Source organism: Clostridium perfringens ATCC 13124 (assembly GCF_000013285.1).
Lineage (GTDB): Bacteria > Bacillota > Clostridia > Clostridiales > Clostridiaceae > Sarcina > Sarcina perfringens.
The window spans coordinates 3,160,656-3,181,270 of record NC_008261.1 but is presented as its reverse complement, the minus strand read 5'-3'; the positions used below and the strand labels follow the sequence as shown (position 1 = coordinate 3,181,270).

The following is a 20,615-nucleotide window of genomic DNA, read 5'->3' as shown; positions in this document are numbered from 1 at the left end:
CTTATTGATATTAATAAGGGAGTTTAATTTATAATTTAAAGCTATATTTGTGTAGCGTGAAGTACAAAATATACTAAAAAGATTGCTGATATAACGTACATAGGGATAGATACATCTTTATACTTCTTTGTTGCTAACTTACAAATAGGATAAGCTATAAATCCAAAAGCAATACCATCAACTATACTAAATGTTAAAGGTATTATAGTTAAAGTAAGGAATGCTGGGAATGATTCAGTGAAGTCTTCAAAGTTTATTGAAACTATATTTTGAATCATTAAGCCTCCAATTATTATTAAGACTGGAGCTATTGCTGAGTTTGGAATAAGTGATATAACTGGTATAAAGAAGATTGATATTAAAAATAAAAATCCTGTAAATATAGAAGTTAATCCTGTTTTACCACCTGCTGCTATTCCTGCACTACCTTCTACAGTTGAAACTGAAGGACTAGTACCACAGATACCACAAATTATAGTAGTAAAGGCAACAGCGTTAAGAGCTCTTTGTCTTTTACTTGGTTGTTTTAACATACCATCAATTTGTCCATGAAGTAAACCAATGTTTTCAAATACTAGGACTAAAGTTAGTGAGAAGGTTGCAATCCAAAATGAAATTGAAGTTATTCCACTAAAATTAGCTGATAAGAAAACTTGTTTATATTCACTGAAATTAGGTAATGAGAATTGAAAATTTGATAAATCAACAATTCCAAATAACATTGATATAATTGTTCCAGATAAAATTCCTATTAAGAATGAACCTGGTACATCTTTTATAAATAAAACTAGCATTAGTATCATAGTTATGAAGAATACTATAACTTCTTTAGATGAAATATCACCTAATTTAACAAGTGTTGAGGCATCTCCTACTATTAAGCCAGCCTTTTGTAATCCTAAGAAAGTAATAAAAATACCAATTCCAACTGTTATTGCTTCTTTTAATGAGGTTGGTATTGAACTAGTTAACATATCTGCTAAAGGTGTAACCGCTACCACAATAAACAAAATACCAGCTACTATAACAGCTGCTAAAGCTTGTTGGAATGTAAGTCCCATAGTATTTACTATGGTATAAGTAAATAGTGCATTAATACCCATACCAGGCATTATAATAAGAGGAGCATTACTTAAAAGTGCAACTAGTACACATCCAATTAATGATGCTAATACTGTAGCTATTATAAGTGGTTCCATAGATACTCCACCATCACTAAGTATGCTAGCATTTACTACAATTATATAAACTGCAGCAAAAAATGAGGTAAGACCAGCAAGTAATTCTGTTCTTATATTTGTTTCATGTTCTTTAAGTTTAAAAAAGTTATTCATCCTTTCTCCTTTTCAAAAATATCTCCCTCACCCTCCCACATCTATTGATGCAAATGTTATTATATCATATGTTAAACGTTTAATAAAGGTTTTTTAAATAAAGGTTTACAGAAAAAAACTTGACATATTAGCAAAAAACATAATAAATGTTTTATTAAGGATTTATTTATAAGAAGGGAATTTTTATGAAAAAAACAGTTTTAATAACAGGGGCTACTAGTGGAATTGGATATGAATTTTCAAAAATATTTATGGAAAATCATTATAATGTAATATTGGTAGGAAGAAATTTAGAAAAATTAATAGAGTTAGAAGAGTTTTCAAAGAAAAAATATGTAAGTGCTTACATATATAAAGTTGATTTTAGTTTAAGTGAAGACATAGATATCTTATATGAGAAAATTAAAACTGAGGTAGGAAGAGTAGATATATTAATAAATAATGCTGGTATAGGATTAAATGGAGAATTTAATGAAATAGATTGGCAAAAGCAATTAGATATAATCAATGTAAATATTATAAGTTTAACCAAATTAACTAAGCTTATTTTAAAAGATATGCTAGATCAAAAGGAAGGGAGAATTTTAAATGTTGCTTCTACTGGAGCATATCAACCAGGCCCATTAATATCAGTTTATTACGCTAGTAAAGCATATGTTTTATCATTTTCTCAGGCATTAAGAGAAGAAGTTAAGGATAAAGGAATTAATGTGGTTACCCTTTGCCCGGGAGCTACTAAGACGAACTTTTCTAAGAGAGCTGGAAAGGGAGATTTAGATGTAGCAATGAGTGCCAAAGAAGTGGCTGAATATGGTTATAAGGCTTTGATGAACAATAAGGCAATATGTATTCCTGGGATTATGAATAAGGTATTAGTATTTTTATCTAAAGTGTCTCCCACGACTTTAAATGCAAAGATAGTAAAGAAAATACAAAATAAAGCTATAAGTAAAAAATAATTGAGAATAATAAGCTTATAAATAATTAAATTTAAAATAAAGTTTTTAAGGAGGAAATTATTTATGAGTAATGAAAAATTATTCCCAACAACATTTCCAGTTCAAAATCAAAGTATTCATCCTGGAGTAGAGGATGAAATGAATCCACTACCAATATATGATTTACCACAGTATATAAATGATGGAAAAAGACTTAAGAATAAGGTAGCCATAATAACAGGTGGAGACAGTGGAATAGGAAGAGCTGTAGCCTTAGCTTATGCAAGAGAAGGGGCTAAAGTTTGTATAATATATCTATCAGATGAAGAGGATAAGGATGCTAATAAGACTAAGGAACTTATAGAAAGTGCTGGTTCTGAGGCTTTAGTTATAAAAGGAAATATTTCTGATATTAATTTCTGCACTTCAAGTGTAAAGAAGGTCATTGAAAAGTGGGGAAAACTTGATATATTAGTTAACAATGCGGCAGTTCAACATGATTCTAAAACTTTAGATGATATTGGACCAGAGCAAATAGAAAATACTTTTAAAATAAATGTTTTTGGAACTTTCTATATGACAAAGGCAGCAGTTAAATACATGGAATGTGGAAGTTCAATAATAAATACCACTTCTATTACAGCTTATAGAGGAAATGAGATACTTTTTGATTATTCATGTACTAAGGGTGCTTTAACCACAATGACAAGAACCTTAGCAACGATGCTAGTTAAGAATGGAATTAGAGTTAATGCTGTGGCACCAGGACCTATATGGACACCTCTTATACCATCTTCAATGAATAAAAAGAAAGTTTCTGAATTTGGAGTTAATTCACCTATGGGAAGAGCAGGGCAACCAGTAGAGCTTGCTGGAGCTTATGTTTTCTTAGCTTGTAATGAAGCATCATACATATCAGGTATAACAATACACGTAAATGGTGGAGAAATTATAAATGGGTAGTTTCATGATTTAACGTATTAGAATATAATATACTTATGATTTAATGGAAAAATAATTTTTATAAATAAAAAGGGGGAAACCTACAAATGAGAAAAGCATTAAAAGATAGTAAAAGAATAGTTGTTAAGGTTGGAACTTCTACATTAACTTATGAAAATGGAAGTGTAAACTTAATGAGAATAGAAAAATTATCTAGAGTAATTTCAGATATATGTAATATGGGAAAAGAAGTTGTTCTTGTTTCATCAGGAGCAATTGGAGTTGGAGTTGGAAAACTTAGACTTGAGAAAAAACCAGAGACTATAAGAGAAAAGCAAGCTGTAGCTGCTGTTGGACAGTGTGCTTTAATGCATATATATAATAAATTTTTCGGAGAATATAGCCATGTTGTGGCACAAGTTCTTTTAACTAGAGATGTACTAGAAAATGAAAGAATGAAAAATAACGTATGTAATACATTTGATACTTTATTAGAAAAAGGAATTATACCTATAGTTAATGAGAATGATGCTATATCAATAGATGAGATACAAAACATATTAAACTTTGGAGATAATGATAATCTTTCAGCTATAGTTTCTACTTTAGTAAATGCAGATACTTTAATAATATTATCTGATATAGATGGTTTCTACGATTCAGATCCAAGAACTAATGAGGATAGTAAGATGCTTAAAGAAGTTTATGAAATAACTCCTGAAATAGAAGAATGTGCAGGGGGAGCTGGAAGTAATAGAGGAACAGGCGGAATGGTAACTAAGCTTTCAGCAGCTAAGGTAGCAACAAGTAATGGAATAGATATGATTTTAGCTAATGGAGAAAATCCAGAAATATTAATTGACATATTAAATGGTGAAGATATAGGAACTATGTTTGTAGCTAAGAAGGGGGAATAAAAATGAATAATGAACTTATTATAAAAGGTAAAAAAGCAAAAGAAGCTTCTTACACACTTTCATTTGCATCTACTAATGAAAAAAATAATGGATTATTAAAAATAAGTGAATCCTTAATAAAAAGATGTGATGAGATATTAGAAGAAAATAAAAAAGATCTTGAAAAGGCAATTGAAAAGGGAACATCTAATGCAATGCTTGATAGATTAAAATTAGATGAGGAAAGAGTAAAATCTATAGCAAATGCTGTAGCAGATGTTGTTAAATTAGATGATCCAATAGGAGAAGTTACATCTATGTTTAAGAGACCTAATGGCCTTAGAATAGGTGTACAAAGAGTACCATTAGGAGTAGTTGGAATAATATATGAAGCAAGACCTAATGTAACTGCTGATGCTGCTGCCTTATGTTTAAAAACAGGAAACGCTGTTATTTTAAGAGGAGGAAGTGAGGCTATAAATTCTAACTTAAAAATAGTTGAGATTATTAGTGATGCCTTAAAGGAAGCAAGTCTTCCAGAGGGATCAGTTCAAATATTAGAGGATACTTCAAGAGAAACTGCTACAGATTTCATGAGATTAAATGATTATTTAGATGTTTTAATTCCAAGAGGTGGAGCAGGACTTATAAAGGCCGTAGTAAATAATGCTACAGTACCTGTAATAGAGACTGGAGTTGGAAATTGTCATATATACATAGATGATGAAGCTGATATAAATATGGGCGTAGATATAATAGTAAATGCTAAAACATCAAGACCTGCTGTATGTAATGCTGCTGAAAAACTATTAGTTAATGAGAAAATAGCGGAAGAATTTTTACCAGTAGCAATAAAGGCTTTAAAAGAAAAAGGCGTTGAAATAAGAGGTTGTGAAAAAACTAAGGCAATTGTGAATGATATAAACTTAGCAACTGAAGAGGATTGGGGAAAAGAATATTTAGACTATATCCTTGGAGTTAAGGTTGTTAAAGATTTAGATGAGGCTATCTCTCATATAAATAAATATGGAACAAAACATTCAGAATCAATAGTTACTAAAAATTATTTTAATTCAGAGAAATTCCTTCAAAGAGTTGATGCAGCTGCTGTATATGTAAATGCTTCAACAAGATTTACTGATGGTGGAGAATTTGGATTTGGTGCTGAAATTGGAATAAGTACACAAAAGTTACATGCTAGAGGACCAATGGGACTTAAGGAATTAACAACAAATAAGTATATAATTTATGGAAATGGTCAAATTAGATAAATTATATAATCTTATAAAATTAAATTTCATATATTAAAGAAATATTTTAGGTGTTTAAGGGTAAAGAGATTTTAATTTATGAAAAAGGAAGTATGGGAAAATGAAAGAAATAATCATGGATTTAATAATTCATAGTGGAGAAGCTAGAAGTTATGCTATGGAAGCTATTCAGCTTGCTAAAGCAGGAGATGTAGAAGGGGCTAGAAGCTTAATAGAAAAAGCATCAATACAATTAGGTAAAGCTCATAAATCACAAACAGCTTTGATTCAAGATGAGGCTAGTGACAATAAAATAGAAATATCCATGCTATTAATTCATGCACAGGATCAATTGATGACTACTATGACATTAAAAGATTTAGCAAATGAAATAATAGATTTGTATGAAAAATTAAATCAAAAAAATTTTTAGTAATAAGTATTATAAATAAATTTTAATATTTTATTATTATGTAAAATCAAATAAAAAGAGATATTATAAATAAAAAGCACTTAAACTTTTGTTAAAGTGCTTTTTATTTTGGTTATTAAGAATTTTATGCTAATTCAATATTTTTTTAGGTTTAATATTCAATTTATTAGCAGTAAAAAGATATATTTTTTACTATTAAATTTAAATAATTTATAAAACTAAGAAGTTATTGTATAGAATTATAATTAGTAAGTAAAGATAAAATTGTATAACTAATAGTTTTATAAAAGAGAATTATGGAAGAGGTGCTTTATGAGATTAGGAAGGGATTTTTATAATAGAGATACATTAACTGTAGCTAAAGAACTTTTAGGAAAAGTTTTAGTTAGAAAGATTAATGGAGTTACTTTAAAAGGAAAGATTGTTGAGACGGAAGCTTATATAGGAGCTATAGATAAAGCTTCTCATGCTTACGGTGGCAAGAGAACTAATAGAACAGAAACTCTTTATGCAGATCCGGGAACTGTATATGTTTATATAATTTATGGAATGTATCACTGCTTAAATCTAATAAGTGAAGAAAAAGATGTGGCAGGAGGAGTACTTATAAGAGGAATTGAACCTTTAGAGGGAATAGAAGAAATGAGTAAATTAAGATATAAGAAGAGTTATGAAGAGTTATCAAGCTATGAAAAGAAAAATTTTTCTAATGGTCCATCAAAATTATGCATGGCTTTAGGAATAGATAAGGGGGAGAATGGCATAAATACTATTAGTAGCGAAGAGATTTATGTTGAAGATGACTCCTTAATTAAAAAGGATTTTCCTATTGTTGAAGCAAAGAGAATAGGTATAGATTATGCTGAGGAAGCTAGGGATTTTTTATGGAGATTTTATATTAAGGATAATAAATTTGTCTCTAAAAAATAATAAATAGTATTTTCTTTAAATCTCAATATAATATCTACGCTACAATAGTTATTTTGTGGGGGAGTTTTATGGCTATAAAGGATGCTAACAAGCAATATATAAAGTTTGACACTGCTGTTCAAGTTCTTAAATATGAGGTTTTAAAAAGGATAGCAGAGAAAGAATTTGATGGCACTTTAGACAAAGAAAAGCTTAATATAGCAAAAGAAATTGTAGATGATTTAAAACCTAATGTAAGATGTTGCATATATAAGGAAAGGGCTATAGTTGAAGAAAGAATGAAACTAGCTTTAGGTGGACATGAAAATAGAGAAAACATGATAGAAGTAATAGACATAGCCTGTGATGAATGTCCTGTTAATAGATTTATAGTTACTGATGCATGTAGAGGATGTCTAGCTAAGAAATGCAGAGATAGTTGCAATTTTGGAGCTATAAGTTTTGATAATAGAAAATGCAAAATTGATTATGAAAAGTGTAAGGAATGTGGAAAATGCAAAGAAGTTTGTCCTTATAATGCAATAGCTGAGGTTAAAAGACCTTGCATGAGAGCCTGTATTCCAAAAGCATTATCTTATGATGTTGATAGTAAAAAAGCTGTCATAGATGATTCAAAATGTATTCAATGTGGAGCCTGTGTAGTTGATTGTCCTTTTGGAGCTATAATGGACAAATCTTATTTAGTAGATGTTATAAGATTACTTAAAGATGAGAAGAAAGTTTATGCTATTGTGGCGCCAGCTATATCATCTCAATTTAATCATAGTAAGATTGGTAAAGTGATTACTGCTATAAAAAAATTAGGCTTTGAAGATGTGTTTGAAGCAGCTTTAGGAGCAGATTTAGTGGCTGTTCATGAATGTAATGAATTTAAAGAAAAAGGTGAATTAGACTTCATGACAACAAGTTGTTGCCCTGCCTTTGTTTCTTATATAGAAAAAAATTATCCAGAGCTTAAGGAGTGTATATCTAATACTGTATCTCCTATGGTAGCTATGGCAAGGTTAATAAAATCTCAAAATAAAGATGTTAAAACTGTATTCATAGGACCTTGTATTGCAAAGAAAACAGAAGCTAAGAGAAATGAGGTTAGTGGAGATGTTGATTACGTATTAACCTTTGAGGAGCTTTTAGCTTTACTTGACTCTAGGAATATTAAAATCGACGAATGTGAAGAAAGTGATACTAAGCATGGTTCATTTTATGGAAGACTTTTTGCTAGAAGTGGAGGAGTTACCGAATCAGTTAAACATCTTATAGATAGCGAAGGGATAAAAGTAGATTTTAGATCTATACTTGGAGATGGAATTAAGGATTGTGATATAAAACTTAGATTAGCAAAACTAAAAAGAGCACAGGGTAACTTTTTAGAAGGAATGGCTTGCAAAGGTGGATGTATAAATGGGCCAGGCTCCTTAAATCATGATATTAAGAATAGCAAAGAAGTTGATAAATATGGTGAATTATCCTCTTCTGAGAAGATAAAAGATACTTTAGCTGATATTAAATTTGAGGATTTAAATTTATCTAAAAATGAGTAATGTAAAAAATTCTAATTTAAAATATAAAAGTTTAAAAATAGAATAGGAAAGTTTAGTTATATAAAATTAGTATCATACTAAAAATAAAATTAAGCCTTTAACTAATTAACTTTAAAAATGTTATTATAGGGGGAGTAAGAACATTTAAATGATTAAAGTTAATTAGTAAAGGCTTTTAATTTAGAAAAATAATAAATTAAATAGATTTTAGTAGATTAAGGGATAAAAGTTTGAAATAAATAATATTTTATTATTTAGTAACAAATAAAGGAATCAATTCTTCTTAAATCAACTCCAAAGTAAACCCATCTAAAGCCAGCCCAACGCCATCCAGAAACTGATCTTCTATCAACTCTAGTTAAGTAAGCCCAATAGCTTCTTCCATTAGTTTGCCAAATATAAGTGAATCTATATAGACAAAATCTTATAGAGCCAGAACTAACATTTTTTGCATTTGGATTTCCACTTCCTTGACCAAAATTTTGAACACCTGCATCTTTTTTTGATGGTATATAAGATGGAGGTGGTCCCATTGGAGAAGGGGATTGAGGACTTTGCCAATTAGTTGGTATAGGAAGCATATTTGACATATATCCAACAGGTGCGCTATGCATTAAGTCATTTCCCATATCCTTTATTGCATAAGGTAGGTCTTGTATAACAGCAGGTACATTTGCAATATTATCAGGAATATTTTTAATAACTGGTGGTATTACTGAGAATTTAGAATCATTGTCAGAATTTCTATAATTCATAGGATAGTCATCATTAAATGTATCTTCATTACCAGTGTAGTATCTTTCAAAGGAGTTTTCTGTATCCTCAGGTAAGACTTCAAACTCACCTACTTCATCTACTTCTTCATCTTCGTTGAAAAATCTAACAAAATCATTTGGATAAATTATTTCCATAAGTATCTCCTATAAAATTTTTATTTAGTATTAAACTATGCTTTTTATTATCTAAAGGTGAATTTTATAAAGGCTTTAATAAAATTTAATAATCATAAAAATTGTAGAGAATTGACGAAATAATTATAGAATTTCAATGAATTCCATTGACAAAATGCTCTATATGTATAATAATTATAATTGCTTCAATAGGACAATGAAGTAGGTATAGGTTTGAAATTAAGTTAAGGTGCTAGGTGTTTTACATCTAGCACCTTAACTTTTTGTGGGAAAAATAAATTTTACTGTTAAAACTTGCTAAATTTATAAAATGGACTTGACTATATAAATTTAATAAACTAAAATTGATAATAAGAATTTATCAATAAGATAAAAATACACTTTAAATTGGTCCCGTGAGGCCAGAAAGAGGTATAATTATGTTAAATAGAATTTTTTGTTGTGCAAAAAAACAGATGAAATTAAAAAATGAAATAGCTTTGTATTTTAATACAATTCCATATAAAAGAGAAAAAGAGGTATTAGAGTGATTGATTTTTTACGCAATCGCTCTAGTACCTCTTTCTTTTAATTAAATAACATTTAGAATGATGGCAATGGAATTAAGACCTTTTAAAGTGTGTTTTTTAAATATGATTTTAAATAGGAGGTCTAGAAATGAAAGCAAAGCTTATATTAGAAAATGGCGTAGTATTTGAAGGTAAAGCCTTTGGATATTTAAAGGAGTGTGTTGGAGAGGTAGTTTTCAACACAGGAATGACAGGATATCAGGAGGTTTTAACTGACCCTTCTTATTATGGACAAATAGTAACTATGACTTATCCATTAATAGGTAACTATGGAATTAACTTAGAGGATTTAGAATCTAAGGAGCCTAAAGTAAGGGGATTCATAGTGAGAGAAAAATGTCAGTATCCAAATAATTTTAGATGTGAATTAGAGCTTGAAACTTACTTAGCTCAAAATAAGGTTTTAGGATTAGATGGTATAGACACAAGAGCCTTAACAAAAATCTTAAGAAATAATGGAACAATGAAGGGAATTATAGTTTTAGATAATTCAAACTTAGAAGATGTTAAAGATAAGTTAGAAGCTTTCTCAAATAGAGATGCTGTTTCAATAGTTTCAACTAATGAAAAATATGAAATCTCAGGGGAAGGAAAGAAAGTAGCTATAATCGACTTTGGAATAAAGCAAAACATTATTAGAAACTTTGTAAAAAGAGGATGTAATGTTACAGTATTCCCTTATGACTTTAAGGCAGAAGAAGTTTTAGAAATAAATCCAGACTTAGTATTTTTATCAAATGGACCTGGAGACCCAGAGGATATGGGAGAAGCAGTAAATGAGATAAAGAAAATAGTTGGGAAGAAACCAATAGTAGGAATTTGTTTAGGACATCAATTATTAGCTTTAACCTTAGGTGGAGAAACTAAGAAGCTTAAGTTTGGTCATAGAGGATGTAACCATCCAGTTAAAGATTTAATAAATAACAGAGTTCATATAACATCACAAAATCATGGATACTATGTTGCTACTTTACCAGAAAATATGGAAATAACTCATGTAAGTATGAATGATGGAACAGTTGAGGGAATGAAACATAAAGAATTACCAATATTTTCAGTTCAATTTCACCCAGAAGCATGTCCAGGACCAAAGGATAGCGAATACATTTTTGATGAGTTTATGAAGTATGCACTATAAGGAGGAAGTAATATGCCATTAAATAAAGATATAAAAAAAGTTTTAGTAATAGGTTCAGGTCCAATAATAATAGGACAAGCAGCGGAGTTTGATTACTCAGGTACTCAAGCTTGCCAAGCTCTTAAAGAAGAAGGGATTGAAGTTGTACTTGTAAACTCAAACCCAGCTACAATAATGACTGATAAGGAAATAGCAGATAAGGTTTATCTTGAGCCTTTAACAGTTGAATTCGTAGAAAAAGTAATAGAGAAAGAAAGACCAGATTCTCTTTTAGCAGGAATGGGTGGACAAACAGGGTTAAACCTTGCTGTTGAGCTTTATGAAAAGGGAATTTTAGATAAATATAATGTAAAAGTAATAGGTACTTCCATAGAATCTATTAAGGAAGGGGAAGATAGAGAACTATTCAGAGATATGATGAATAGAATTAATCAACCTGTTATTCAAAGTGAAATAATAACTGATTTAGACGCTGGTATTGCCTTTGCTAGAAAGATTGGATATCCAGTAATAGTTAGACCAGCATATACTCTTGGAGGAACTGGTGGAGGAATAGCTAATAATGAAGAAGAATTAATAGAAACATTAACATCAGGATTACAATTAAGTACAATTGGACAGGTTCTTTTAGAGAAGAGTGTTAAAGGATGGAAAGAAATTGAGTACGAAGTAATGAGAGACTCTTTTGGTAATTGTATCACAGTTTGTAACATGGAAAACATTGACCCTGTAGGAATACACACTGGGGATTCAATAGTTGTAGCTCCTAGCCAAACATTATCAGATAAAGAGTATCAAATGCTTAGAAGTGCATCAATAGATATAATAAATGCTGTAGGAATTGAAGGAGGATGTAATGTTCAGTTTGCTTTAAATCCACATTCCTTTGAATATGCAGTAATAGAAATCAATCCAAGGGTTTCAAGATCTTCAGCTTTAGCTTCAAAGGCAACTGGTTATCCAATAGCAAAGGTTGCAGCTAAAATAGCTTTAGGATATGGATTAGATGAAATAAAAAATGCAGTAACAGGAATGACATATGCTTGCTTTGAGCCTTCATTAGACTATGTAGTTGTAAAAATTCCTAAATGGCCTTTTGATAAATTCCAAGGAGCTGATAGAGCTTTAGGAACTAAAATGATGGCTACTGGAGAAATAATGGCCATAGGAAGTAATTTTGAGGCAGCATTTTTAAAGGGTATAAGATCATTAGAAATAGGTAAGTATTCATTAGAGCATAAAAAATTTAAAGATCTTTCAATGTATGAGTTAAGAGAAAGAGTAGTTTCTCCAGATGATGAGAGAATATTTGCTTTAGCTGAAATGCTAAGAAGAGGATACAGAATAGATATGGTTTCAAAAATAACTGGAATAGATATATTCTTCTTAGAAAAATTCAGATGGTTAGTTGAAGAAGAACAAAAGCTTAAGCAAAGCACAATAGATGATTTAAATAGAGAGTGGTTATTAAAATTAAAGAGAAGAGGTTTCTCAGATAAGGCAATAGCTGATATGCTAAAGGTTTCACCAGATGAAATCTACAGATTAAGAGATATATGGCATATAAAGCCTGCTTATAAAATGGTTGATACTTGTGGTGGAGAATTTGAAGCTTTATCACCATACTATTACTCAACATATGAACAATATGACGAAGTAGTTGTTTCTGATAATAAGAAAGTTGTAGTTATAGGATCAGGTCCTATAAGAATAGGACAAGGGATAGAGTTTGACTATGCTTCAGTTCACTGTGTAATGGCACTTAGAAAGCAGGAAATTGAAACAATAGTTATAAACAATAACCCAGAGACAGTAAGTACAGACTTCAGTATTTCAGATAAGCTTTATTTTGAGCCATTAACTGAAGAGGATGTTTTAAACATCATAGATAAAGAAAAGCCAGATGGAGTTATACTTCAATTTGGTGGTCAAACAGCTATTAAACTTGCTAAGTTCTTAAAAGAGAAGAACATTCCTACCTTAGGAACTACTTCAGATCAAATAGACCTAGCTGAGGATAGAGAACAATTTGATGATTTATTAGAAAGGCTTAATATAGCTAGACCAAAGGGAAAAGGAGTTTGGAGCTTAGAAGAAGGCTTAGAGGAAGCAAGAAGATTAGGATTCCCAATCTTAGTTAGACCTTCCTTCGTTTTAGGTGGTCAAGGTATGGAAATAACTCATGATGAAGAAGAGTTAACATACTATTTAACAAATGCTTTTGAGAAAGATTCCAAGAATCCAATACTTATAGACAAATACTTAATGGGTAGAGAAATAGAAGTTGATGCCATATCTGATGGTGAAGATGTTCTAGTTCCAGGAATTATGGAGCATTTAGAAAGAGCAGGAGTTCACTCAGGAGATAGTATTACTATGTACCCAGCTCAAAATATTTCAGATAAGATAAAGGAAGATGTTCTAGATTACACTAAGAAATTAGCCTTAAGCATAGGAATAAAGGGAATGATAAACATTCAGTTTATTGAGTTTGAAGGAAAGCTTTATGTAATAGAGGTTAATCCAAGAGCTTCAAGAACAGTGCCTTATATATCAAAGGTAAGTGGAGTTCCAATAGTAGATATAGCTACGAGAATAATGCTTGGAGAAAGATTAAAAGATTTAGGATATGGAACAGGAGTTTATAAGGAGCCAGATTTAGTATCAGTTAAGGTTCCAGTATTCTCAACTCAAAAACTTCCTAATGTTGAAGTAAGTTTAGGACCAGAAATGAGATCCACAGGAGAAGTTTTAGGAGTAGGAAGAAATGTTTTTGAAGCGTTATACAAAGGCTTTGTTGGGGCTTCTATGTACACTGGAGATAAGGGTAAAACTATCTTAGCTACTATTAAGAAACATGATAAAAAAGAATTTATGGAACTTGCTAAGGATTTAGATAAATTAGGATATAATTTCATAGCAACAACAGGAACAGCTAAGGAATTAAGAGAGGCTGGAATAGATGCTAAGGAAGTTAGAAGAATAGGAGAAGAATCTCCAAACATCATGGATTTAATAAAGAATAAAGAAATAGATTTAGTGGTAAATACTCCAACTAAAGCTAACGATTCTAAGAGAGATGGATTCCATATAAGAAGAGCGGCAATAGAAAGAAATATAGGAGTTATGACTTCATTAGATACTCTTAAAGCTCTAGTAGAATTACAAAAAGAAGGAGCACATAATAGAGAGTTAGAAGTATTTAACTTAATATAAAGTATTAATAATATAAAATAAGTTCTATTTAGTTTTGGTTAACTGAAGCTAAATAGGACTTTTATTTTTTTATACCTAAAGATTTAAAGTGAAAATTATATTTTTCATATAATAAACCTACTTTTTAGTTATGTGTTGTTTAAAATTTACCTTTTAGTTAGGGCTCAGTTAGTTTTTAAATTATGTTAAGAAAAAATAATTTCTTTGTGGATAAATTTTAATAAAAGTTATTGATTTATTCTAACTGAGCCCTTTGACGCTAAAAATTTCATAATTACCTTTTTAAAATAAGAAAATCTTATTAAAATCCAATATAAATTTAAATGGTAATATAATTGTAGTATTTTTGTGGATAAAGTGTATTAAAATTTGTTTTGAAAGAAAAATACTGTGAAGAAATATAAATTATTTATTTTGTGGATAAAAAATATTTTGAATTGCTGTGGATAATTTTTAAAAAATAATTCTGTGGATAAATTTTTGATTTTAGACATGTGATTAAATTAAAGTATAATAATATAAGAGGCTTGTTTTAAAAAGCACTTAGTTATTATACTATAAAAATATTAATATTCAATATAAAATTTATAAATTATTGGGGGTGATTTTTATGGAAACAGCTAAGAGGGTATTAAAGAATTTTTTTATAAAAAGTATTTTGCTTATAATTTCAGTACTTTTAGCAATGGCATTTTATAAGTTAATAGTAAAGGAATGCATAGATGTTTTTATAAAAATAGATTTGAGTGGTAAAAAAGGTTTTGTAATATATAACTTTTTTAAGTTAACAAGTGTAATGCTTATATATCAAGTTTTCTTAACAACAACTAGAATGAAAACTTCAAAACTATTTAAATTATTCTTATTTGGCTTATATGTAGGAACAATGTTTATACTATTATTTGCTAGACCTAAAATGGCCAGAGGATTCCAGTTAGATCCCTTTGCAGTTTTACATGGTCTACGAGGGGATAGAACAGGGCAGTTATATTTAATAGGTAATATAATATTCTTTATGCCTATAGGATATGTGCTAAGAAAATATAACTTTGTATTAGCCTTTATATTATCTGCCTCTATAGAGTTTAATATAGAACTTGCTCAATATGTATTTAAAAGAGGATTCTTTGATTTAGGGGATGTATTTATAAATTTAGTTGGTATATTTATTGCTTATTTTATTTGTAAAATAGCTTACTTTATTAAAGATAGACTTTATAAAAGAGATCATGAGATAGAAGAGGTTGCATAGATAAGAATTACTATAAGTAAAAAAATAGAGAAATATACATATAAATAAAGAATTTTATAGAAAAAAGGATGTAATATGAATGATTACATCCCTTTTTTTTCTTGACAAGCGAACATATGTTTTATAAAATTAAAAAAGATGAGGGAACATAAGTTCTTATTTTTTTTAGACAGCTTAGGAATATATAGGACATTAACATAATATAATAGCATATAACAAATTTTAGGGGGTTAATTTATATGACTAAGAGCAGCGGTATGTTTGTAAAAATAAATTATAAAATTAATGGAGATAACAGATTCCAAGGTGAGCATAAAGCCAAAATGTATAAAGATACAGCTGTAAGCAAGTATGTATTATGTGGTGGGTCATATTTCAGAAATAGAGGAACTATAATATTCCATGCTAATAATTTTAAAGAAGCAGAAGAAATTATAAATAATAATCCATTTGTTTTTTATGAGGATTATTCCTTTGAAATATTAAGCAAGAATTCAATAAGTTTAGGAAATACATATCATTAATATAAGAATATAAAATGACCTTTGAAATTAACAAAGGTCATTTCTTTAAAGTATGAGAAATCAATTTAAAGTATTGATTTCTTTTTTTATTATATATCTAATAAATTTTTCTTGTAAGTTGAGTAAAGGTCATTTAATTCACTCATATTTTTATCAAGTTTTATTTGTAAATCAGAAGCTTTTTCAAAATCAGATTCATTTATAGCATTCTTTATTTGAGTAAATAAGCTTCTTCTGTGATAAGAATCTTTCATTGTTATATGTCTTAATTCATTTATTGTCATCCAAGTTGATACGTCAAGATCTAAGGCTTTATCACAACAATGAAGTTGTTTAGCGGCTCTTATATCTTTTGTGTAAGAAGGAATTATTCTTGAAGTTATTTCTGTAGTCCATCTCTTAGTAGTAGCCATTTTGAAACTATTTATAAGCTTGTCTGTAAATACTGAATTTACTTTTAATACCTCTACCTTTTCAGGGTATTTATCAAAAGCACTTAAGTTTTCAAAAACAGTAGCAGGAGCTACACCAAAGTATTCATTTCTTTGTGAATCTGTGAAATCTTCAAACACATCTTCTTCACTTCTATATGCTCTAGATTTTTCTAGGTAATCTGCTTCTTCACCTGGTTTTTTAGATAATTCAGCTAAAAGATCATCCTCTGTTTTATTATTTTCTAAAGCATACTTAATACCATCTAACATAGCCATATAGCTTGATGCTATACAAAGATAAGTATTTGTAAATGGATTTGGTGATCTAAGCTCAAATCTAGTTGCTAAAGGATTATGAGGATCTCTTATTAAGCCTGCTAATATAGTTCTATTTCTAGATGGAACTTCAGGGCTTTGACCTAGAGATGTAACTATACAAACAGGAGCTTCAAATCCTGGTTTTAATCTTTTTAATGAGTCTGTTGTAGCTGAGATAAATGGGTTCATTACCTCGTAGTTCTTTAATATACCCATTATAGAACCATATCCTATTTTACTTAAGAAATGATTTTTAGTTGGATTAAATAGGTTTATAATTCTTCCATCTTTTAATTTTAAGCTTAAGCTTAAATGAGTGTGTTCTCCACTACCAGCAACTCCTGATATTGGTTTAGCAAGGAATGTTACTTCTAATCCGTTTCTTCTAAAGGTTTCTTTAACTAATGTTCTTATAAATAATTCATTATCTGCAGCTTGCATAGCATCTGAGAATTTCCAGTCTATTTCTAATTGTTCCATTATGTGATCAAATTGACCTGAAGAAGTAAGCTTAGCTTTAACTCCACCAACTTCTTTGTGTCCCATTTCAGGTTCAAATCCATACTCATCCATATATAATAAACTTTGTTCTAAGGCTGTTCTAACATTACCCTTAGTTCTTGTCCAATATTGTTCTTGTAAAACTTCAGAAGTTGAAAGTTCTTCAATTAAAGCTTTATCATTTGGTGTTTTTACCCAAAATTCTAATTCTGTTGCAGATGTTAATAAAAGGTCATCTATATCATCGAATTTTATATTTAAATCATTTAGTGTTTCAGGATATTTTTTTAATAATGAGAATATGTTTGATTTGAATGTGTCAATTGAATTTTTTAAGATATGTCTAGAGTCAACTGCTTTATCTTCGTGGATTAGGAAACAAGGAATTCTAAGTGTTCCTACTGGTCTATTAGTTAAAGGGTCTATGAAGTCGTAATTGTAATCTACAAACCACTTACAATCTAAATCGGCGATCATATCCACTTTTGCGTTATTTAAAGTTGCTATTCCTGGAAGGACAACTGAAGAACCGTCTGTTTGTACGGCAGTTCCATGAAGGAAAGAATCCATATCTTTTAAGAATAACTTGGAAGGAATTTTTTCGTCAGTATCATTACCTGCTAAGTCAACCCCAACTAAAGATACAAATTTTATTTCAGGGTGGTCCTCAAAAATAGAAATTAAACTTTCTTTATTATGATATTTCTTAGGAATTGTAAATAATAAATCTTTATTCATAATTATTTAGAAGTAATACAATTATAATAAATTAACATAATTGCAATAATCTCCTGTTCACATCCTTTCATTTTTATGACTAATAGTTATTTTATTTGTTTGTAAACGTACAATAATATGATTTTTATGCAAAAATATTCGTCATGTAAATATTCTTAAAAAGATTTTATTACAATAGAATATTACTGTCAATATATTTTATATTTTAGTATAAGTGTAAAATATGAATTTTAATAGATTTATTTAATAGAAAGTTATAAAATTATCTTAAGATTAAATAAAGTACTTAGAAGTGAGGGATAGCGATGCAAGATGATTTAAAGAATGCACCTATAGGTTTTTTTGATTCTGGCTTAGGAGGCTTAAGCGTTTTAAGAAAAGCCTTAGAAATGATGCCAAATGAAAATTATATATATTATGGGGATTCTAAGCATGCACCTTATGGAGAGAAGACTCCACAAGAGATAAGGTCACTTTCATTTAATGCTATTGAATTTTTAATAAAAAAGGGAGCTAAGGCAATTGTAATAGCATGTAATACTGCAACTTCAGCAGCAGCTCATGATCTTAGAGAGTATTATAAAGATATACCTATAATAGGCATAGAACCTGCTTTAAAGCCTGCTATAAAGTTACATGAAACTGGATCAGTAATAGTAATGGCAACAAAGGCAACTTTAAATCAAGAGAAATTCAAAAATCTTATGGATAAATATGGGGAGCATAGAGAAGTAATACCTCTTCCTTGTCCAGGGTTAGTTGAATTTATAGAGGCAGGAGATTTAGAGGGAGAAGATGTAAAAAACTTCTTGAGAGAAAAATTAAATCCTTATATGGATAGAGAAATTTCAAGTATAGTTTTAGGATGCACTCATTATCCTTTTGTAAAAGATGTAATACAAGATATTGTTGGAGAAAAAGTAGACATAATAGATGGAAGTTCAGGCACGGTAAGAGAGTTAAAAAGACGATTAGAAGAAAATAATATGGAATCAGAATCAAAGAAAAAAGGTAATTTAGATATATTTAATTCCTTAGAAGATAAGAAAATATTAGAGTTAAGTAAAAAGCTTATAGAAATTAAATAACCAATTAATGGTCTACAGTAATACGAAATAACATATAACTTTATTTGTGATAATTTAGTATATATTATTTTAGTATTTCTGTAGATTTTTTATTTTAAGAAATTTTTTTACAAAAAAAGTTTGTTAAATTGTTGACAAATTAATGAGGGGTTGATATTATAATAAATGTAAAGAGAATTTTCAGAAAATTTGAACAAAGATTAATGGGAGTTACTTAAAGAGGGAGGATTTCACAATGAAAATAAATGTAAGAGAATTTTTAGGAGATAAGATACACGTTGAGGATGCTATAATCTTAAGAGATTATATTGAAGATAATTTAAATGAAAATGTAGAATTAGATTTTGGTGGTATAGGTAGAGTTTCAACAACTTTCTTAACTTGTTTATTTACTGATATGATAAATAAAGAGGGAAGAGAGAATATTATTTCAAAAATCAATGTTAAGAATTTATCAAACTATACTGATTATTCAAGAGTTGTAGCTGGAACTACTTTTGCTTAAAAATGAAAATATGAATTATATAAAAGCTATAAAATATTATATTAAGTTGAACTCTAAGTGGGCAACATAATAGAATCTATGTTATTAGGATTCTTTATGTTGTCTTATTTTTATTTTTAAATATTTTCCCAATATTCCATTGTTAAGAGAAATAATATATAATTTTATACAAAGAAGGATTAACATTTTAGTTTAAGTAAATAATACTAAATAGTTAAATTTGAAAGGAGAATTACTAATATGAACCCAATAGTTACAATAGAAATGGCAACTGGAGAAAAAATCAAAATAGAATTATATCCAGAAATTGCTCCAAACACAGTTAGAAACTTCGTTAGTTTAGTTAAAAAAGGTTTTTATGATGGATTAACATTCCACAGAATTATACCAGGATTTATGATACAAGGAGGATGCCCAGAAGGTACAGGAATGGGTAACCCAGGATATAGAATAAAAGGTGAATTTACAAGAAACCAATTCCAAAATAACTTAAAGCACTCAAGAGGAGTTATATCAATGGCTAGAGCTATGAATTTTGATTCAGCAGGAAGCCAATTCTTCATAATGCACGAAAATTCACCACATTTAGATGGTCAATATGCTTCATTTGGTAAGGTTATAGAAGGCATGGACGTTGTTGATAAAATAGCAAATGTAAAAACTGATTACAATGATATGCCAGATGAGCCACAAGTTATGGCAAAAGTAACTGTAGAAAATGCAGAGGGTATAGAAGAACCAGAAATACTTTAATTTATGAATGTATGGGAGGAAGATTAGCATGAGTATGCTTAATAATAGCAAAGCTATTCTAACTTATGGTTTAAATGAAAAGGAAACAAAAGACTTTCAAGCAACAGGGCACAAGGTTATTAATATAAGTAATGAAATGGCTTCTATGAAAGTTAAAGATATATTAGAAGGCTTAAAATTTGAAGTTGTTTCAAATAAAAACTTTGATGAAAAAGTTGTTATATTCAGTAATTTCCCTGATGAAGAATTACAAATGATGGTTTCAATAGCAAAAGTTATTACAGAAAATCCTATAATGGCTGTAGTTACAGAAACCTCTAAAGAATGGCAATTTAACTACCTTGTTGAACATTTGATTGAAGAAAGAGAATGGTATAGAAGTATGCAAGGAGGAAAAGCTTAAA

Annotated in this window: 18 protein-coding genes; 15 read left to right on the top strand and 3 right to left on the bottom strand. The window is 29.3% G+C overall.

Going from position 1 to position 20,615, the window contains the following annotated elements:
- Positions 1-41: 41 nt before the first annotated feature.
- Positions 42-1,334, bottom strand: a complete 1,293-nt coding sequence (locus CPF_RS14215) for an NCS2 family permease (RefSeq protein ID WP_003450694.1) — start codon at positions 1,332-1,334, stop codon at positions 42-44.
- A 185-nt stretch (positions 1,335-1,519) separates the two neighbouring features.
- Between CPF_RS14215 and CPF_RS14210 the strand changes: the two genes are divergently transcribed.
- From CPF_RS14210 to CPF_RS14180, 7 genes are all read left to right on the top strand, one after another.
- Complete coding sequence (locus tag CPF_RS14210) at positions 1,520-2,293, top strand: SDR family NAD(P)-dependent oxidoreductase (RefSeq protein ID WP_011591174.1); 774 nt, start codon at positions 1,520-1,522, stop codon at positions 2,291-2,293.
- A 63-nt stretch (positions 2,294-2,356) separates the two neighbouring features.
- Entirely contained in the window at positions 2,357-3,235 is an 879-nt protein-coding gene (locus CPF_RS14205) for an SDR family oxidoreductase (RefSeq protein ID WP_011591173.1), read from the top strand.
- Positions 3,236-3,321: 86 nt separating this feature from the next.
- Positions 3,322-4,131 carry a glutamate 5-kinase gene (gene proB, locus CPF_RS14200; protein WP_003450599.1) on the top strand — a complete coding sequence of 270 codons (810 nt, stop codon included), beginning with the start codon at positions 3,322-3,324 and terminating at the stop codon, positions 4,129-4,131.
- Positions 4,132-4,133: 2 nt separating this feature from the next.
- Positions 4,134-5,381 (top strand): glutamate-5-semialdehyde dehydrogenase, encoded by a 1,248-nt coding sequence (locus CPF_RS14195; RefSeq protein ID WP_011591172.1) that lies wholly within the window; start codon positions 4,134-4,136, stop codon positions 5,379-5,381.
- A gap of 100 nt (positions 5,382-5,481) precedes the next feature.
- On the top strand, positions 5,482-5,793 hold the full coding sequence (locus CPF_RS14190; RefSeq protein ID WP_003462970.1) for a PTS lactose/cellobiose transporter subunit IIA: 312 nt from the start codon (positions 5,482-5,484) through the stop codon (positions 5,791-5,793).
- Positions 5,794-6,105: 312 nt separating this feature from the next.
- Positions 6,106-6,723 (top strand): DNA-3-methyladenine glycosylase, encoded by a 618-nt coding sequence (locus CPF_RS14185; protein ID WP_011591171.1) that lies wholly within the window; start codon positions 6,106-6,108, stop codon positions 6,721-6,723.
- 68 nt (positions 6,724-6,791) lie between these two features.
- Complete coding sequence (locus tag CPF_RS14180) at positions 6,792-8,264, top strand: 4Fe-4S dicluster domain-containing protein (RefSeq protein WP_011591170.1); 1,473 nt, start codon at positions 6,792-6,794, stop codon at positions 8,262-8,264.
- Positions 8,265-8,518: 254 nt separating this feature from the next.
- Here CPF_RS14180 and CPF_RS14175 read toward each other — a convergent pair whose 3' ends face one another.
- Positions 8,519-9,175, bottom strand: coding sequence for a hypothetical protein (locus CPF_RS14175; protein ID WP_003462951.1), 657 nt, complete (start codon positions 9,173-9,175; stop codon positions 8,519-8,521).
- Positions 9,176-9,832: 657 nt separating this feature from the next.
- Here CPF_RS14175 and CPF_RS14170 point away from each other — a divergent pair.
- The 4 genes from CPF_RS14170 (at position 9,833) to CPF_RS14155 (ending at position 15,874) form a co-directional block, all read left to right on the top strand.
- Positions 9,833-10,882 carry a carbamoyl phosphate synthase small subunit gene (locus tag CPF_RS14170; protein WP_003450627.1) on the top strand — a complete coding sequence of 350 codons (1,050 nt, stop codon included), beginning with the start codon at positions 9,833-9,835 and terminating at the stop codon, positions 10,880-10,882.
- Positions 10,883-10,894: 12 nt separating this feature from the next.
- Complete coding sequence (gene carB, locus CPF_RS14165; RefSeq protein ID WP_003456883.1) at positions 10,895-14,098, top strand: carbamoyl-phosphate synthase large subunit; 3,204 nt, start codon at positions 10,895-10,897, stop codon at positions 14,096-14,098.
- A gap of 610 nt (positions 14,099-14,708) precedes the next feature.
- A complete protein-coding gene (locus CPF_RS14160; protein ID WP_003450676.1) occupies positions 14,709-15,350 on the top strand; it encodes a VanZ family protein in 642 nt (213 codons plus the stop codon).
- Positions 15,351-15,589: 239 nt separating this feature from the next.
- Positions 15,590-15,874, top strand: a complete 285-nt coding sequence (locus CPF_RS14155; RefSeq protein WP_003456707.1) for a hypothetical protein — start codon at positions 15,590-15,592, stop codon at positions 15,872-15,874.
- A gap of 89 nt (positions 15,875-15,963) precedes the next feature.
- On the opposite strand, the gene CPF_RS14150 is transcribed toward CPF_RS14155, so the two are convergent.
- Positions 15,964-17,865 carry a glutamine synthetase gene (locus CPF_RS14150; RefSeq protein WP_003456676.1) on the bottom strand — a complete coding sequence of 634 codons (1,902 nt, stop codon included), beginning with the start codon at positions 17,863-17,865 and terminating at the stop codon, positions 15,964-15,966.
- A 305-nt stretch (positions 17,866-18,170) separates the two neighbouring features.
- Between CPF_RS14150 and murI the strand changes: the two genes are divergently transcribed.
- The 4 genes from murI (at position 18,171) to CPF_RS14130 (ending at position 20,614) form a co-directional block, all read left to right on the top strand.
- Positions 18,171-18,953, top strand: a complete 783-nt coding sequence (murI, locus tag CPF_RS14145; RefSeq protein WP_003456846.1) for a glutamate racemase — start codon at positions 18,171-18,173, stop codon at positions 18,951-18,953.
- Positions 18,954-19,188: 235 nt separating this feature from the next.
- Positions 19,189-19,458, top strand: coding sequence for an STAS-like domain-containing protein (locus CPF_RS14140; RefSeq protein ID WP_003450538.1), 270 nt, complete (start codon positions 19,189-19,191; stop codon positions 19,456-19,458).
- Between the two features lie 240 nt (positions 19,459-19,698).
- Positions 19,699-20,211, top strand: coding sequence for a peptidylprolyl isomerase (locus tag CPF_RS14135; protein ID WP_003456782.1), 513 nt, complete (start codon positions 19,699-19,701; stop codon positions 20,209-20,211).
- 28 nt (positions 20,212-20,239) lie between these two features.
- On the top strand, positions 20,240-20,614 hold the full coding sequence (locus CPF_RS14130) for a DUF3783 domain-containing protein (RefSeq protein WP_003456740.1): 375 nt from the start codon (positions 20,240-20,242) through the stop codon (positions 20,612-20,614).
- The last annotated feature ends 1 nt before the right edge of the window (position 20,615 follow it).

Coding starts and splice junctions, on each gene's coding strand:
- CPF_RS14150 (WP_003456676.1), bottom strand. CDS start 17,865: ATGAATAAAGATTTATTATTTACAATTCCTAAGAAATATCATAATAAA.
- CPF_RS14215 (WP_003450694.1), bottom strand. CDS start 1,334: ATGAATAACTTTTTTAAACTTAAAGAACATGAAACAAATATAAGAACA.
- carB (WP_003456883.1), top strand. CDS start 10,895: ATGCCATTAAATAAAGATATAAAAAAAGTTTTAGTAATAGGTTCAGGT.
- CPF_RS14135 (WP_003456782.1), top strand. CDS start 19,699: ATGAACCCAATAGTTACAATAGAAATGGCAACTGGAGAAAAAATCAAA.
- CPF_RS14185 (WP_011591171.1), top strand. CDS start 6,106: ATGAGATTAGGAAGGGATTTTTATAATAGAGATACATTAACTGTAGCT.
- CPF_RS14205 (WP_011591173.1), top strand. CDS start 2,357: ATGAGTAATGAAAAATTATTCCCAACAACATTTCCAGTTCAAAATCAA.
- CPF_RS14175 (WP_003462951.1), bottom strand. CDS start 9,175: ATGGAAATAATTTATCCAAATGATTTTGTTAGATTTTTCAACGAAGAT.
- CPF_RS14160 (WP_003450676.1), top strand. CDS start 14,709: ATGGAAACAGCTAAGAGGGTATTAAAGAATTTTTTTATAAAAAGTATT.
- CPF_RS14140 (WP_003450538.1), top strand. CDS start 19,189: ATGAAAATAAATGTAAGAGAATTTTTAGGAGATAAGATACACGTTGAG.
- proB (WP_003450599.1), top strand. CDS start 3,322: ATGAGAAAAGCATTAAAAGATAGTAAAAGAATAGTTGTTAAGGTTGGA.
- CPF_RS14170 (WP_003450627.1), top strand. CDS start 9,833: ATGAAAGCAAAGCTTATATTAGAAAATGGCGTAGTATTTGAAGGTAAA.
- CPF_RS14155 (WP_003456707.1), top strand. CDS start 15,590: ATGACTAAGAGCAGCGGTATGTTTGTAAAAATAAATTATAAAATTAAT.
- CPF_RS14130 (WP_003456740.1), top strand. CDS start 20,240: ATGAGTATGCTTAATAATAGCAAAGCTATTCTAACTTATGGTTTAAAT.
- CPF_RS14180 (WP_011591170.1), top strand. CDS start 6,792: ATGGCTATAAAGGATGCTAACAAGCAATATATAAAGTTTGACACTGCT.
- CPF_RS14195 (WP_011591172.1), top strand. CDS start 4,134: ATGAATAATGAACTTATTATAAAAGGTAAAAAAGCAAAAGAAGCTTCT.
- CPF_RS14190 (WP_003462970.1), top strand. CDS start 5,482: ATGAAAGAAATAATCATGGATTTAATAATTCATAGTGGAGAAGCTAGA.
- CPF_RS14210 (WP_011591174.1), top strand. CDS start 1,520: ATGAAAAAAACAGTTTTAATAACAGGGGCTACTAGTGGAATTGGATAT.
- murI (WP_003456846.1), top strand. CDS start 18,171: ATGCAAGATGATTTAAAGAATGCACCTATAGGTTTTTTTGATTCTGGC.